The 16,498-nt window shown below is 32.6% G+C and carries 14 protein-coding genes; 4 read left to right on the forward strand and 10 right to left on the reverse strand.

All coding sequences use genetic code 11. The features are described from left to right. Window positions 1-44: 44 nt before the first annotated feature. The 7 genes from BUC03_RS06270 to BUC03_RS06300 all read right to left on the reverse strand — a co-directional run bounded on the left by BUC03_RS06270 (window position 45) and on the right by BUC03_RS06300 (window position 7,069). Entirely contained in the window at window positions 45-611 is a 567-nt protein-coding gene (locus BUC03_RS06270) for a hypothetical protein (RefSeq protein WP_073149372.1), read from the reverse strand. A 26-nt stretch (window positions 612-637) separates the two neighbouring features. Next, window positions 638-3,043, reverse strand: coding sequence for a TonB-dependent receptor (locus BUC03_RS06275; RefSeq protein WP_073149374.1), 2,406 nt, complete (start codon window positions 3,041-3,043; stop codon window positions 638-640). A 142-nt stretch (window positions 3,044-3,185) separates the two neighbouring features. Then, window positions 3,186-3,440, reverse strand: coding sequence for a hypothetical protein (locus tag BUC03_RS06280; RefSeq protein ID WP_143159145.1), 255 nt, complete (start codon window positions 3,438-3,440; stop codon window positions 3,186-3,188). Between the two features lie 161 nt (window positions 3,441-3,601). Next, complete coding sequence (locus BUC03_RS06285) at window positions 3,602-4,588, reverse strand: aspartate-semialdehyde dehydrogenase (RefSeq protein ID WP_073149378.1); 987 nt, start codon at window positions 4,586-4,588, stop codon at window positions 3,602-3,604. 186 nt (window positions 4,589-4,774) lie between these two features. After that, on the reverse strand, window positions 4,775-5,206 hold the full coding sequence (gene mscL, locus BUC03_RS06290; RefSeq protein WP_073149380.1) for a large conductance mechanosensitive channel protein MscL: 432 nt from the start codon (window positions 5,204-5,206) through the stop codon (window positions 4,775-4,777). A 118-nt stretch (window positions 5,207-5,324) separates the two neighbouring features. Next, on the reverse strand, window positions 5,325-6,431 hold the full coding sequence (alr, locus tag BUC03_RS06295; protein WP_073149382.1) for an alanine racemase: 1,107 nt from the start codon (window positions 6,429-6,431) through the stop codon (window positions 5,325-5,327). Window positions 6,432-6,433: 2 nt separating this feature from the next. Continuing rightward, on the reverse strand, window positions 6,434-7,069 hold the full coding sequence (locus BUC03_RS06300; protein WP_073149384.1) for a thymidine kinase: 636 nt from the start codon (window positions 7,067-7,069) through the stop codon (window positions 6,434-6,436). Between the two features lie 100 nt (window positions 7,070-7,169). Here BUC03_RS06300 and BUC03_RS06305 point away from each other — a divergent pair, with 100 nt between their 5' ends. Both BUC03_RS06305 and rsmI read left to right on the forward strand, forming a co-directional pair. Then, window positions 7,170-8,180: a hypothetical protein gene (locus BUC03_RS06305; protein WP_073149386.1), complete on the forward strand. Its 1,011-nt coding sequence runs from the start codon at window positions 7,170-7,172 to the stop codon at window positions 8,178-8,180. After that, complete coding sequence (rsmI, locus tag BUC03_RS06310; protein WP_073149388.1) at window positions 8,180-8,851, forward strand: 16S rRNA (cytidine(1402)-2'-O)-methyltransferase; 672 nt, start codon at window positions 8,180-8,182, stop codon at window positions 8,849-8,851. The genes BUC03_RS06305 and rsmI overlap by 1 nt, the downstream gene beginning before the upstream one ends. 56 nt (window positions 8,852-8,907) lie before the next feature. Here rsmI and BUC03_RS06315 read toward each other — a convergent pair whose 3' ends face one another. Beyond that, the gene (locus tag BUC03_RS06315) at window positions 8,908-9,297 is read right to left on the reverse strand and encodes an ankyrin repeat domain-containing protein (protein ID WP_073149390.1); all 390 of its coding nucleotides are present in this window, start codon (window positions 9,295-9,297) and stop codon (window positions 8,908-8,910) included. 152 nt (window positions 9,298-9,449) lie between these two features. Next, the gene (locus BUC03_RS06320) at window positions 9,450-9,863 is read right to left on the reverse strand and encodes a hypothetical protein (protein ID WP_073149392.1); all 414 of its coding nucleotides are present in this window, start codon (window positions 9,861-9,863) and stop codon (window positions 9,450-9,452) included. Between the two features lie 107 nt (window positions 9,864-9,970). On the opposite strand from BUC03_RS06320, the gene BUC03_RS06325 reads away from it, so the two are divergent. Next, window positions 9,971-10,243 carry a hypothetical protein gene (locus BUC03_RS06325; protein ID WP_073149394.1) on the forward strand — a complete coding sequence of 91 codons (273 nt, stop codon included), beginning with the start codon at window positions 9,971-9,973 and terminating at the stop codon, window positions 10,241-10,243. 53 nt (window positions 10,244-10,296) lie between these two features. Then, the gene (recJ, locus tag BUC03_RS06330) at window positions 10,297-11,988 is read left to right on the forward strand and encodes a single-stranded-DNA-specific exonuclease RecJ (RefSeq protein ID WP_073149396.1); all 1,692 of its coding nucleotides are present in this window, start codon (window positions 10,297-10,299) and stop codon (window positions 11,986-11,988) included. A gap of 69 nt (window positions 11,989-12,057) precedes the next feature. Here the strand turns inward: recJ and BUC03_RS06335 are convergent. Next, window positions 12,058-16,498 (reverse strand): T9SS type B sorting domain-containing protein (locus BUC03_RS06335; RefSeq protein WP_084112830.1); only part of this gene is annotated, 4,441 nt, incomplete at its 5' end.

Below are 16,498 nucleotides of genomic sequence, written 5' to 3' on the forward strand. Positions count from 1 at the left end.
TGAGGTTTTGTTCTGTAATATATCCTGACAATATATTTTATAATTTACAGAATTTCTAGATCAAAAGTAACAGCAGCATCTGTCTCACCACCTACTACAGCACCTTCTTCTGGATCTGTAATTTTTTCTGTTGGTTGGTGTACTAAACTTACTAATACGCTTCCTGTACCAGTTGTACCTGCAACCCATTCTGTAGATAAACCTATTTGTACACCATCACTATCTGTAGAGTTAGCACCATCTGTACGAGTAAATTCAATATCTACATCACTAAAACCATAAGTTAAAAAGTGGTCGTCACTTTCTTCTTCTACTTCTTCTGTAATTAATTCTGGATCTTCTGGATCTGAGTTATTATAGAAGTTAGTTTCTACTTCGTAAGTTTCTCCACTAGTTAAAGAAATTACTGGAGCAACATAACTATCATCACGATATTGAGGGTCTGTGTAAGTATAAGTTACACTACCTTCTGTTGAATTTGTAAAAGTTAAGGTTACATCTGTAATTACTTCTTCTTCATTAATAATTTCTGGACTATCATCATCACTAGAACAAGAAGATATAAATGGGACGATAGCTAAGAAAAGAGCCAATAATTTTAAGTGTTTCATATTTATTTATTTTAAGATTATATTTATTAATAATTAAATTTTATTTGTAGCATTATATTTCTTCCTAAATTATCTGAATAGTACCTAAGTCTATTAAGGTAATCTCGATAAGAAGTATTTAAAAGGTTGTTTACGCGTAAGCCTACTTGCATACTACCGTGTGAAAAAGGCGTGAAAGTAGAGTTTGCCTCAAAACCTAGTAAAAAGTAATCTTCTGGAGGCGTGCTTACATCTACCAAAGTACTTGTGTAAACTCCATCTTCTAGAACATCGTAATAAAAATTATTATCAGGATAATTTTTTTGTTGGGCCACATAATTGCCCGTGATACTTAATTTTAATTGATGCCATTTTTCTTGCTGAAAGCTAATGGTGTTAGATAGATTTGCAGGAGGCATATTTATTAAATCTCTGTTATTTTGGGTGTCTTTACCATTTACATAGGCAAATTTACCACGGTAACTAAAATTATGATTTATTTGATAGCTCCAATCTATGTCTACCCCAAACATGCGCGCATCTGTTTGTTTATAATCCCAAACAGGAAAAGCGCCACGTATGGTGGTTTCTACCCCAGATGGCTCAATAAGTAAAAAATTTGAAATGTTATTGTAAAAAGGAGAAACGCCAAAAGTGAAGTCTCCTTGGTTTTTGCTAAAATCTAAACTTACTTTATGAGAAGTTTCAGATTCAAAACTTAAATCTCCCAACTCTATTACTGCTGCAGAATGATGTAAGCCATCTGCAAATAACTCTGATGGGTTAGGAGCTCTATTTGCTAAAGCATAATTACCATTTAATTTAAATTGATTAAATGTATAACTTAATCCCGCTGTAGAAGATACATTATGATAACTAAATACAGGGTTGGTTAAATACTGAGTAGCAAATTCTTCTACAATAATATCGCTATAATTTTCACTATAGTTACGTTCTTCCCATCTAGATTTTAAATAATATTTTTGTGCATCTATGTGGGTAAAATCATATCTCACACCTGCTTCTGCTAATAGATTTTCTGTTAACTTATATTCACCAATTGCAAATGCACCTAGTTTATATTGATCATAATCAGGTATAAGTCTTCTTACTCCAGTAAGCGGATTTGGATAATTGGTTTGGTAGCTTCCGTTTAAGCCCACGTTTAATTTATACTCATTTCTAGCATCAAACTTAAAATTGGTAGTCAAAGTGTGGGTTTGTAATTCTAAATCTACAGAAGGAGTATCTTTATCGTCTCCCGTTCTAATATCATACTCTAATCTATTATTAAGTTGATAGTCGTATTGAACATTCCACTTACCTAAACCCTCAAAACGTTTGTAGTAATTAACTCTAGCTAAGTGATGTTCTACTTTTTGTTTGGGAGCATTAATAGTGTAAGTAAAATTATTAACCACTGCAGGTTCTTCACTGTTAATGGCTCTTATTAAATCACTTACATTACCTATGTGTGAAGAACGTAAAATACCTATTTCAGAATTATAATAGCTATAATAAACATTAAAACCAGAAGAGAATTTATTAATTCCGAAATTTAAAGAAAAGTCTTTCTCTTCTGTCCCCGTATTAGAGAGTACGTAATCTGGAGCTTCAAAATCTCCAAACTTTTTAAAGGTTCCTTGCAAATTAGCAAACCAACCATTGCTGTAACTCTTGGTAATACTCGTAGTTATAGAACCACCGCGACCATTAGTAGCCCCGTTTAATATAGTTTTACCGTAGAGGGTATCTTTTACAGGAATTTTTGCAGGATCTATAATAATAGCTCCACCAATTGCATCACCACCATATTGCAATGCAGAAGCACCTTTAACCACGGTAATATTTCCTGCAGAATTTAAATCGATATTTGGGGCGTGTTCTGCTCCCCATTCTTGATCTTCCATTCTTACGCCGTGATTCATCATTAAAATTCGGCTACTATGTAAACCTTGAATAACAGGCTTTACTACACTATTACCAGTATTAAGAGAAGATACACCACTTATTTCTTTTAAAGCGTCTCCTAAAGTAGCAGAGCTATAACGCTCTAAAGTTTCAGCTTTTAATACCTCTTCTTGTCCTGTTTTAGAGTTTTCTATGGTGCTATTACCTGATAAGGCAACTTCGCCTAGTTCTTCTAAATGATGTTCTAATTTTATATTTTCATAAGTATCTCCTTCTATTAAAACGGGATAAATAAGATCTTGACAATCTGGATGAGTAATTTTTAATTCAATTTTTCCGTTGCAAAGATTTTTTATATTGAAATTACCATCAAAGTCTGAGTAGACCTCCACATCACGACCAATTATTTGAATGGTTGCATAAATAAGCGGATCACCATTATGGTAATCTATTATTTTGCCTGTAAGGGTATTTTTACAATCTTGGGCTTGTAAAGAAACACTAACCGCTATCATGAAGATAACCGTTAAAAGGGTTTTCATAATTTAATTTTTTGTACTGTTGAAACTACTATCTAACAAATTGACAGATAGGTTATCTAAAGCTTTTTAACTTATAAACTATAAAATTGATAAGCAGAAAGAATAGCAAATACTTTGATAGTAATACCAAAGTAAATAAGTATTAAACAGTATAAAAAGGAGGAGGTTTGTTATATATTAAGCATACAGGGGTTTTCTCTGAGGCTAGAGAATTGTAGTTGTTGTTGGTAATAGTTATGTCTTGCGGAACAACCTCTTGAAGATCAAAAATTGCTTCAGAGACTAAAAGAAGTGTGTTATTGTCTGTGCCAGATAAATGGCACCACATGCAGGTTTTAGTATGTTTTAGGTCGTCTTGATGAGTTAAGCTATGCAGTCCCGCAACTTTTATAAGCATAAAAGCAGTAAGAAATAACCATGAAAGGCTAATTTTAACTTTGTTAGACAAAACCATAGGGCAAAATTAAAAAGAAAAACCCAATCAAGTGTTAAAATAGTAAAAACTTGATTGGGCTTTAGATAAGATATTCTTTTATAAAGCTAGTTATGCTTTATATATTAAGCATTCACTTTAATTAAGTGTTCTGCAATTTGTACTGCATTTGTAGCAGCTCCTTTTCTTAAATTATCTGCTACAATCCACATGTTTAATGCTCTTGGGTGTGAGTGGTCTTTTCTAATTCTACCAACAAAAACATCGTTTTTACCTTCTGCATAAATAGGCATTGGGTAAGTATTTACAGCAGGATTATCTTGCAATGTAATACCTGAAAAATCTTTTAATGCAGCTTTAATTTCTTCTACTTCAAAATCTTTTTCAAACTCTATGTTTACAGACTCACTATGGCCACCAACTACAGGTATTCTTACAGCAGTTGCAGAAACTAATACAGTATCATCATTTAAGATTTTTTTAGTTTCGTGTGTTAGTTTCATTTCTTCTTTTGTGTAATCATTTTCTAAGAAAACATCACAGTGAGGTATTGCATTACGGTGAATAGGGTAAGGGTAAGCCATTTCTCCATTCTCACCTTTGTACTCATTTTCTAATTGTTGTACAGCTTTTACTCCTGTACCTGTAATAGATTGGTAGGTAGAAACTACTACTCTTTTTATACCAAACTTATCATGTAATGGTTTAAGAGCCAATACTAATTGAATAGTTGAGCAGTTAGGGTTTGCTATAATTTTATCTTCTTCTGTTAAAGCATCTGCATTAATTTCTGGCACTACTAATTTTTTAGTAGGGTCCATACGCCAAGCAGAAGAATTATCGATTACCGTTGTACCTACTTCTGCAAATTTAGGAGCCCATTCTAAAGAGGTGTCTCCTCCTGCAGAAAACAAAGCGATCTCAGGTTTTCGTTTTACAGCTGTTTCTAGGTTAACTACTTTATAATTTTTTCCGTTAAACTCAATTTCTTTACCAACAGATTTTTCTGATGCTACAGGAATTAATTCGGTTAAAGGAAAATTTCTTTCTGCTAAAACTTTTAGCATTACTTGGCCAACCATACCGGTGGCTCCAACAACAGCTACTTTCATTTTTACTGAGATCTAAAATTTTTAATTAAAACTTAAAATAGATATTAATAATAAGTTACAAAGATAGTAGAGAAAATTAGATTGTAGCTTTATTGGATTTATAAAATAACATTGAACACAAAAAAACCCTGCTCATTAAGCAGGGTTTACTATTAAAATTTAAATATGTAGATAAATTATCTAATATTAGGCATTGTTTTTCTTTCTTAACTCGTCTCTAATTTCAGCAAGTAATTCTTCTTGAGTAGGTCCCTTTGGAGCTGCAACTGGTTTTGGATCTTCTTTTTGCTTTGTTTTTTCGTAAGCTCTTAAGAATAAAAAGATAAATAAACCAACAATTACAAAGTTGATAATTGCTTGTATTAAATTACCATAAGTCATAACTGCAGCTTCAGCTTCTTTAGCTGCTTCAAGAGTAGCATAGGTTTCTCCGTTAAGCGCAATAAATTTTGTAGTAAAATCTGTTCCGCCAGTAATAACTCCAATAATTGGGGTAATAATGTCTTTTACAACAGAATCTACAATTGTTTTAAAAGCAGCACCAATAACAACTGCAGTAGCAAGGGCAACAATATCACCCTTCATTAAGAATTTTTTAAAGTCAGTAAAAAAGCTCATATTATATTTGATTAGTTAATATTTGGTTAAAAATATTAAAAAAATCTTTAGCTATATAAATTAACGTTGAAAAGTGCTTTTCTGTAGTTTAAGTGTTTTAATTTAGTTATGAGTGGTGTTAGTTAATAATATTACGCTTTACTCGTTGAGAGATAGAAGTGATTAGCTCATAAGAAATAGTACCTGCATTATTGGCAAACTCTTCTGCGCTTTTTTCTTTTCCAAATAGTATAACTTCATCTCCTTCATTACAATCTACATTGGTAACATTTATCATTAACATATCCATACAAACATTACCAATTATTGGAGCTAATTTACCGTTTATCAATACACTGGTTTTTTGTTTACCATAAATTCTATTAATACCATCTGCGTGCCCAAGAGGTAGGGTAGCTGTTTTGGTATTTTTGGAAGCTATAAAGCCACGATTGTAACCTACACTTTCTCCCTTTTTTATGTGGTGTATTTGAGATATTAATGTTTTTAAAGTACCTACTGGGATTAAGTTTTTATCTTCTTTTGCAGAGTTACCATAACCATAGAGACCAATACCAGTTCTTACCATATCATAATGAGCTTCTGGGTAATTAATAATCCCAGATGTATTACATAAATGACAAATAGGTTTGTATGCTAATTGAGGTAAGATTTTATCTAAGGCTTTTTGGTAATTTTTTATTTGTAGTAACGTAAAGTCTTTTTCTGCAGTATCTTCACTAGCTCCCAAATGAGAAAATATACCTTCTACTTTGGTACTTTGTGTGGTGGTAAGTTTATTTACTATCCAATCTATTTCTTCAATAGAAAATCCTAACCTATTTAAGCCTGTATTTATTTTTAAATGGATTGGGTAATTTTTCTGATGAAGTTTTTCTGCAGTAGTAATAAAAGTGTTAAGTGTGTATTTACTGTAAATATTTGGCATTAAATTATATGCTATTACCTCTTCAAAATTAGAAGATTGTGGGTGTAAAACCAAAATAGGTTTAGTGATACCGCCTTTTCTTAAAGTAATACCCTCTTTAGTATAAGCTACTGCAAAATAATTTACGCCTAATTTTTCTAAACGAGTAGCAATTTTAACAGAGTCGCTCCCGTAGGCAAAAGCTTTTACTACCCCAAGCATTTTAGTAGAAGCACCAATTTTAGAACGCATATAGTTGTAATTGTGTTCTAAAGCGGCTAAATCTATTTCTAAAACAGTTTCAGAAGTTTGTGACATAATTATTCTTCTTTACCAGGTAACTCTTCTATACCTTTAACGTCTATTTTTTTCACTTTTTCATTAAGCATAGCCTTGTAATAAGCTGCTCTACTTAGTGGCTCATATTCTTCTGTTTCTCCCAATAACACTAAATCTTTACTAGCAGATTTTCTAAAACTGTATTGGGCTAAATTACCAGTGCGGGTACAAACAGCGTGAACTTTAGTTACATACTCTGCCGTAGCCATTAAATTTGGCATTGGTCCAAAAGGATTTCCTTTAAAATCCATATCTAGACCAGCTACAATTACTCTAATTCCTTTATTTGCTAAATCATTACATACACTTACAATTTCTTCATCAAAAAATTGTGCTTCATCAATACCTACCACATCACACCCATCTGCTAAAAGTCTAATATTTGCAGCAGCAGGAACTGGGGTAGACCTAATTTCATTAGCATCGTGAGAAACCACCATTTCTTCATCATAGCGTTTATCTATGGCGGGTTTAAAAATTTCTACTTTTTGTTTTGCAAATTGGGCACGTTTTAACCTGCGGATAAGCTCTTCGGTTTTGCCAGAGAACATACTTCCACAAATTACTTCAATCCATCCAAATTGCTCTTCGTGATTTACGGTATTTTCAAGAAACATTTTGTAATTTTCAGCATTAAAACAGAAATATACTGTTTACATTTAAGCAAGGTAAAATTACTAAAAATACACCCGCACAAAAAAAGTTAATCATAAAGTTATGAAGAAGTCTCTGGAAGCTGAATTAATTAGCATAGCACACAGAATATTACAACTTAAAAACAAGGAAGATATTCATGAATTAAAAGCAATTACTGCTGTTTTATATGAAAAAATTTCTGTTTTATCTTATGCAGAAAAGCATTTTGCAGGATCCAGACCTACTATTGGTTTACAACAAGTAAAAGAAGAGGTAACTAAGGTTGAAGAAACTAAAGAAGAAATTGTAGCAGATTCTACAGAAGAGGTTACCGAAAAAGTAGCACACTCCAGTGGAGTAAAACATAATACCGAAGGTTTTGTAGAACTAAATACAGAAATTTTAAAAAATATTTTGGCAGAGATGCCTATTGAAAAGTTAATGGCCATTAAAGAACAAAACGCAAGACCCGATGGATTGCAGTATAATAAAGAGGCTATTACAGAACCCAATACAGAAAAAATAAAAGATTTAGTAGCACAGATGTTACCAGAGTCTGAAAAGGTAGATGAAGAGTTAGAAAAAATTATTCCGCAAGATAATACTAACTCTAAAGAACAACATTTTGGTGTACATTATGATGATTTACCACAGTTTGAACCGGTACAAACCAATGAAATACCTGAAACACCGCAGGTAGAAGAAATAAAAGAAGAGGTAAAAGCAGAAGCCCCAAAAGATACAGAACCTTCTTCTAAGCAAGACTTATTTCATGAGCATAAAACACCAGAGTTTGAGCCAAAAGAAACTTCTACAAGAAACGATGTAGGAGGCGAAAGAAAATCTTTAAATGATAGATTAAAAAAAGGGATTAATATTGGTTTAAACGATAGGTTAGCTTACATCAAACATCTTTTTGAAGGTAATGCAGCAGATTACAACCGTGTGCTTTCTCAATTAAATACTATAAATACTTATGCAGAAGCACATCAATTTATTCAGCAGCAAATAAAACCAGATTATGGTAATTGGGAAAACAAAGAAGTTTATGAAAATCGCTTTTTAAAAGCCATTGAAAATAAATATGACTAATGGCAAAACTTTTTTTAGTACCAACTCCTATCGGTAATTTAGAAGATATGACTTTTAGAGCTATTAAAGTTTTAAAAGAAGTAGACTTTATTCTTGCAGAAGATACGCGCAATAGTGGTAAATTACTTAAGCATTTTGATATTTCTACCACAATGCATAGTCACCATATGCATAATGAGCACAAAACGGTAGAATTAATAATAAAACGTATACAAAATGGAGAAACTGCAGCTTTAATTAGTGATGCAGGAACTCCAGCAATATCAGACCCCGGTTTTTTATTAACCCGTGCTTGTGTAGAGAATAACATAGAAGTAGATTGTTTACCAGGTGCAACAGCATTTGTTCCTGCTTTGGTAAATAGTGGTTTACCTAACGATAAATTTGTGTTCGAAGGTTTTTTACCCGTTAAAAAAGGAAGACAGACTCGTTTAAAAATTTTAGCAGAAGAGACAAGAACTATTATTTTTTATGAGTCGCCACATAAATTATTAAAAACATTAAAACAATTTGTAGAGTTTTTTGGAGAAGATAGGGAGGTCTCTGTCTCTAGAGAAATTACCAAACTTCATGAAGAAACAGTAAGAGGTACCACAGTAGAAGTATTAAACTACTATACTAATAAACCACCTAAAGGAGAAATAGTGGTAGTGCTAGCAGGTAAAAAATAAAAGGTTTGCTTTAAAAAAGCAAACCTTCGTTATTAACATCTAGATTTAAAAAATTACTACTCTAAAGAGGTTAGGTAATTTAGTGCTTCTGTTGCATTAGACAACTCTGCAAATTTTTGTGCAGTATATTTGTTTTTGTCAGATTTCATAGATAAATCGGCACCATTTTTTACCAACAGTTTTAAAACTTCTACTTTATTATATCGAGCTGCAAACATAGCAGGAGTTTTACCTAAAGATTTTTTGTTTACATCTTCTCCAAATTCTATAAGTTGTTGTACCATTTTGGTGTCTCCTTTCATAATTGCTTTGCAAAAAGAGTTAAGGTCTTCATTTTTCTCCCAATTTATTTCAGATAAATTTTTTGGGTTAATTTCATAAGTGTTGTTGGCAAATGTAATACAGCTGATGAATGCAAATACTACGGTGATAATTGATTTTTTCATGATTAATGAATTTTGATTAATGAATTAGTTTTAAGTAACTTACTCTATTATTATAGACAAAAATAAATAGAATATGTTACAGAAAAATTTCAAAAATTTTATTAAAACATCATGAAAAGGTAAGTAAAGTGTATATAAATTAGAGCTCTATATTAACATTTAAAAGCAGCCATTTTTTCTAATAATTGCTTAAATTCTGTAATAGAAGAAGAAGAGTAATTGGTTAAATTTATAGTAGCCATCTTTTCTTCATTTAATTTTACAAAAAGAGATTTTTCGTTTTGATCTACCCCGCAAATTTCATCTACTTTTAATCGTTTAGTAGGCCCTTCATCTAGTTTGTATTTTATAAAAACTGCATCATAAATAACGTGGTGTTTTTTTATTTGACTTTTTATAATAACATAGATGACTAAAATATTTGCCAAGGCAACCAAATAGAAGTAAGAAACCTCTTTACTTAAAACATAACCAATTAGACCAATAATTAAAAGTATAATACCAACTAAGAGAATAATTAATATTTGAAGGGTGTTTTTGTATTTTAGGGTAAGATCTTGATTCATTTCATTTAATTCTGTGCACGAATTTAACTAAAACAAGGAAGCTGCCCTCAGTATACTAGTCAAATTTTAATAAATTTTTTGTATATTATAACTTATATTTTTTTGAAATGGGTTTTGGAGGATCGGTACAAGGAATGATTACTAGCTTGAAGAATAACTCAAGGCGTGGTAAAAGAGTAAATTATTTTGATAAAGGTTATAAAGCTACTTCAGAAAATAACTCTGGTATACCTGTTAAAAAAATATCAGCCAAAAAACTAAGAACAATAAAGAAAAAAATTAAGGAAGAAAATAGAAAAGAAGAAGTGAGAATATGGCTTATTTTTTCTATAGTATTTACCGTCATTATTGCATTTAGTATAAAATTTATTTTCTTTTAAAAGATCTTTTCAGAAAGCAAAGCACTTTATATTTGTATCTAAAATTTTTCTAAATGCGTTGGACAATAAAACCTCTACCAGATTCTATAAAAGTACAAGAACTTCAACAATCACTAGGTGTAGAAAAAGCAATTGCAAGTCTATTGGTACAGCGTGGAATTGAAACTTTTGAAGATGCTAAAAAATTTTTCCGTCCTAGTTTAGAAGAGCTGCACAGTCCTTTTTTAATGAAAGATATGAGCAAGGCGGTAAAAAGAATAGAACAAGCCATTGCTACAGGTGAAAACATCATGGTTTATGGAGATTACGATGTAGATGGTACAACCAGTGTAGCTTTAATGAGCTCATATCTAAAAACAAGAACTCCGCAAGTAGCTACATATATTCCAGATAGATATGCAGAAGGTTATGGGGTTTCTTATCAAGGAATAGATTATGCCGCAGATAACGATATCTCTTTAATTGTAGCCTTAGATTGTGGTATAAAAGCTATAGATAAAGTAGCTTATGCCAAAGAAAAAGGAGTAGAGTTTATTATCTGTGATCATCACCGACCAGGAGCTGCAGTTCCAGATGCTGTGGCAGTTTTAGATCCCAAACAAGAAGATTGTACTTATCCTTATAAAGAACTTTGTGGTTGCGGTGTAGGTTTTAAACTAATACAAGCCTTAGAAGAAAAATTAGGAAATACTGTAGATACTCTAATGCCTTATTTAGATTTGGTAGCTACTGCTATTGGTGCAGATATTGTCCCTATTACTGGAGAAAATAGAGTATTGGCATATTTTGGATTACACGTGATTAACACCCTTCCAAGAAATGGGTTTAAAGCTATTTTAGATCAAATAAAAAAGAAGGTTTTTACCATTACAGATGTAGTTTTTATTGTAGCGCCACGTATTAATGCTGCCGGAAGAATGAAGCACGGTTTGCATGCTGTAGAGTTATTAACCGAAGAAAATTTAGAAAACGCTCAAAAGTTTGCTCAAGAAATAGAACAATACAATGCAGATAGGCGTAGCGCAGATAGAACAATTACAGAAGAAGCATTAGACTTAATAGAAAAGTCTAACGAGCAAGAACGTTTTACTACTGTTGTTTATCAAGAAGATTGGCATAAAGGAGTAATAGGTATTGTTGCTTCTCGTCTTACAGAAACTTATTACCGTCCTACGTTAGTATTCACTAAAAGCGGAGATAAATTAGCAGCATCTGCACGCTCAGTTAAGGGATTTGATGTTTATAATGCTCTAGAAGCCTGCGCAGAACACATAGAGCAATTTGGCGGACATAAATATGCCGCAGGATTAACATTAAAAGAAAGTAATTACAAAGTCTTTAAAGAGAAGTTTGAAAAAGTAGTAAGCACAACAATAGATAAACAACTTCTAACTCCAGAAATCACTATAGATCAAGAACTTAATTTATTAGATATAACTCCCAAATTTTACAGAATTTTAAAACAATTTGCTCCCTTTGGTCCAGGTAATATGTCTCCCGTTTTTTTAACCAGAAGCCTTACCGATACAGGTTATGCAAAAGCAGTAGGAGAAACCAAAGATCATTTAAAATGCAGCGTACAACAACTACCAAATAAAGCGTCAATAGGCTCTATAGGTTTTAACTTAGGCAATAAATTAGAGTTGCTTAAAGACAAAAAACCATTTGATGCTGTATATTCTATAGATGAAAATGAATGGAATGGTAATGTGTCTTTACAATTAAAATTAAGAGATATTAGGTAAATGAATATTGTACAAATAAAAAAGCCCTCTGTTTAGAGGGCTTTTTAAATATATATTGATAAGTATTAATTATCTTTTTAGAGTAAAGTTAGCTTTAAATTCTGCTTTTACTAACTCACCATCGGTTTGTAATTGTAAATATTCAATTCTAAACCAGTAATCTCCTGAAGGCATTACTTTCCCATTAAAGGTACCATCCCATCCTTCACTTGTTGGGCTTAATTGTTTTAATAATTTACCGTAACGATCAAAGATATAGATCTGTGCTCCTGCATTCTCTTCTCCTAATCCTATAATATTCCAACGGTCATTATAACCATCTTCGTTTGGAGTGAAGAATTTAGGGTAATCTATAAAGTTAATTACATTAACTGTTACACCACATCCATTTTTATCTCTACCATATACAAGGTGACTACCTGAAGATAAACCATCTATAGTAACAGTACCATCTTCACCGATATCAAACCAAAGACCATCGTCTACTCTAAACTCATAATCTCCGTTACCAGAAGCGGTAATTAATAAAGCATGTTCTCCTTCAAAAGCTAAGGTTAAAGGCTCTACGCTAAACTCTGGTGGTGTACTTTGAATTAGTGTAGTACTACTTGTGCTGCTACATCCTGTTACTATGTTAGTAACAGTTACGGTATAGGTTCCTGACTGTGTAGCCTCTAATACTCCTCCTGTTTCAATTAAGATATTACCATCAAGACTCCATTCAAAACTATAGATTGTAGTGTCTAAACCTGTATCAATTACTACTGGATCATAATCTCCTCCTTCTGTTGGAGTAGATGGATCTACGTCTTCACAAATATACCCATCATAACCAGAGATATCTACCACAGGTCTATCGTCTACTTCAATAGTGATTGTTGCATATAATGCAGACTCACATAGTGTTACTGTATCTATTACTTCTGCAATAATCGTTTGTGGATTTTCAACTGTTGTATAAGATGACAATTGACTTGCATCAATGTTAACTCCTGACATATAATCATCCATACTTGCATAGTATACTATTTCTGTATCTGCTGGCGCTCCTGGGTTAATATCATCGTTATAAGCAGTTAGATCTATAGTTGCAGTGCTTCCTCCTTGTTCGTCTGAACAAACAATCTCCATAAGATCTACTTCTTCAATATCAGGTCTTGGCTCTACAGTTATTCTTACTGCTCCAATTGCTCCTGTATTATAACAACCAGTATCTCCGTACTCTATTCTTATGTATAATAAGTCACCGTCTGAAGCTAACTCTCCTGATGAGATTGGGTTTGTTCCTGCTTCAGCATCACTTTCTGAATCATAATATGTTATGATATAATTATCAAGATCTAAATCAGTATTCTCTGACTCATCTAATAAAGAGATAAGTTCTGAAGTTACAGGATTAGCTACAGTATTATCGTAAACATTTTCTGCAATATCTTCTAAGAATAAAGTCGCTTGAGAACTATTACCATCTTCACATAGAGTATATCCAAATTCATCTGGATTTACTAAAGCAAGTACTGGAGCTTTAATTACTGCAATCTCTATTGGTACAATTACGTAACAGAAGTTACCATTAATACCACTATCTACTCTTACAAAGATTTCTTGAACAATAAGATCATTATCATTAATGCTATTGTAAGAAGGCTCATTAACATAAGCAGTTGGATCTACAATATATTCTGCCGATGAAGTATCTCCATCTTCTGCTGCTCTTTCTGTTTTGTAGTAAGTTAAAATTACATTTTCACTACCGCTAATCATAGCGCCTGCTTCTGTTAAATCAAACGGATATGCAGTAATACCATCATTATTATCATCACACTCTTCTAGTCTAAGTTCATCTGGATCTGTTATTGATGGACTTGGTAGAGGTAATACTTCTAAAGTTAATACAACTACATCTGAACATAATCCTTGTGTAGCTGTATTTACTACTTCTACATAAATTTCTTGGTTATTAATTACATTCTCGTAGTTTGTTGGATCTGCAATTTCATTTCCATTTAAGTAATCTTGTTCACTTGCATAGTAAGTAAATGAATACGTATTTGGAGGTAATGCTTGACCTGTAATTTCTCCTTCTTTAGAAGTTAAGTCAAATATTGTTTGTGCTACAGGGACATTATTATAATCATCATCACATAATTGTAATGGTGTTGGCTCTGCAATTGTAGGCAACATTTCTACATTTAAAGTAAAGGTGTTGTTATTAGTTGCATCAAAAGCATCTATACAACCTGTTATATTACTTTCTATACGAACGTAAATTACTTGACCATTAAATGTATTGGTATACATAGATGGTACTATAATAGCATTAGTTCCTGCTTCTGCATCTGCTTGAGATATGTGGTAACTAACCATTACATCTGCTGGGTTTTGAGAACCAATAATATTAGCAGTATTTACTGTTAAATCAAACACAGCAAAACCATCATTATTGTCATCACAAACATAAAGATCTTCTAAATTCTCTATCTCTGGAGTTGGTACAGAAATTAATTCTACTTGTCCTGTTACATAACAATCTGTAAGGTCGTTGGTTGCTCTTACATAAATAATTTGGCTACCAGAACTATTTACTCCATATAAGCTAGAAGTGTCTATTGGATTACCTCCACTGTTTGCACTAGATATAGTGGTATGGAAAGTAATAGTAACATCTGGCTCAGTTCCTAAGATATCTACTGCTAAAAGTGCAAGATCAAACTCTGCAATACCATCATTATCTTCATCACAAACTTCAATAGGTAAAGTTGGGATTTCTGGAGATGGAAGTGGGTTTACCGTTAATGTTAGTGTGTAACCTTGACTTACATAACAACCTGTGTTACTATCTTCTGCTCTAATGTAGATAGTTTGGTTATTAATGGTATTTTCATAAGGACTACTTAGAGCATTCACGTTATTGTCTGCATCTGCTTGAGTTAAATAGTACTGAACATCTATACTTGTATCTCCGCCATTAATTTCTAACGTAGCATCTGTTAAATTGAAAAACTCTTTTTCATCTCCTGGATTATTATCATCACATAACTCTAAAGGTACCGGAGGATAAATAGTTGGTAAAGAGTTTACAATCACCTCAAAACTAGTTTCGTCTTGACAACCATTACTACCCTCTACTAAAACATATATAGTTTCTGAAGGAGCGTTAGCAGTATACGCTGTTGGCACTGAAATTTCATTACCAGAAGTAAGATCTGCTTGGCTTGCATAGTAAGTTAACGTAAAGGCTGACGGATTAGTTTCATTTGCTAATATATCATCTGCCATATCTGTAAGGTCAAACACAGCATTTCCTGAACTAGTTGTATCACATTCTTCTAGTGCTACTAAGTTTGCAGCCGCTACAAGGTCTGGACTATCTAGAACTAATAAACTAACGTCTACCGTGTTGAAACAAGCTACCCCTGGACTCTCTACTCTTGCATAAATGGTTTGTGAGTAATTTACAGTATTAGTAAATGGACTACTTATTGGGTTAACATCATTATCTGCATCTGCCTGAGTTCTATGATAAGTTACCGTTACTCCAGTAGCTCCTCCAGTAATTTCAGCATCTAAATCTGTTAAAATAAAGATTCCCTCTCCATCATTATCATCATCACAATATTCAAACACAGCTGGTGTATAAGCTGCAGGTGAAACATCTACCTGAAGATCTAAACTAGTTACTGTAAAACAACCAGTAGTATTATTAGTGATGTTTAAATAAATAGTTTGAGCATAAGCGGTAGTATTCATATAACTAGTTCCTAAATCATTAGTTCCTGCAGCTTGAGCATCTGCCATATTCTCATAATAAAGAACGGTTAAATTAGGATCATTTCCTGTGATTTGAGAAGTTGCAGTTAATAAATCAAAAGTGGCTAAACCATTAGCTTGACCTTCATCACAAACTACCAATGTCGTTGGAGTGTTATATGCTGGTAATGGATTTACAACTAAATCAAAAGTGGTTGTTGAACTACAGTTATTACCATCTGTTACCTCTACTGTTATAGTGGTTGAACCACTAGAGTAGTTATTAACATCACTTGCTGCTATTGCTGCACCTGTAGCATCATAATAAGCTACGGTATAAGCCGCTGGATTTGCTAGATTTGCTAATACCTCTGTCTCACGATCTTGTAAATCAAAAATCATTATTCCTGTTTCATTCTCATCACACTCTTCAATAGAAGTTATAGTTGAAGGAAGATCTGGAGAAGGATTTACAATTAAATCTACACTTACTGTATTGTAACAACTAATAGTTGCACTATCTACACGAGCATAAACTGTTGCCGTACCAGAAGTATAAGGAGAAGTAATTAAATCTGAAGCAGTAGCATTACTAGCACCAGTTTGTGTACCGTAATAAGCCACGCTTAAATCTGGATCACTACCTGTGATAAATGCATCTAATTGTGATAAATCAAAAGATTCTGAACCATCATTATTAGCATCACATAACTCTAAAGCTGTTGGTGTGTTTGCAGTTGGTGCTGCAATTACATTAAGA

The organism is Mesonia phycicola, from assembly GCF_900141885.1.
Lineage (GTDB): Bacteria > Bacteroidota > Bacteroidia > Flavobacteriales > Flavobacteriaceae > Mesonia > Mesonia phycicola.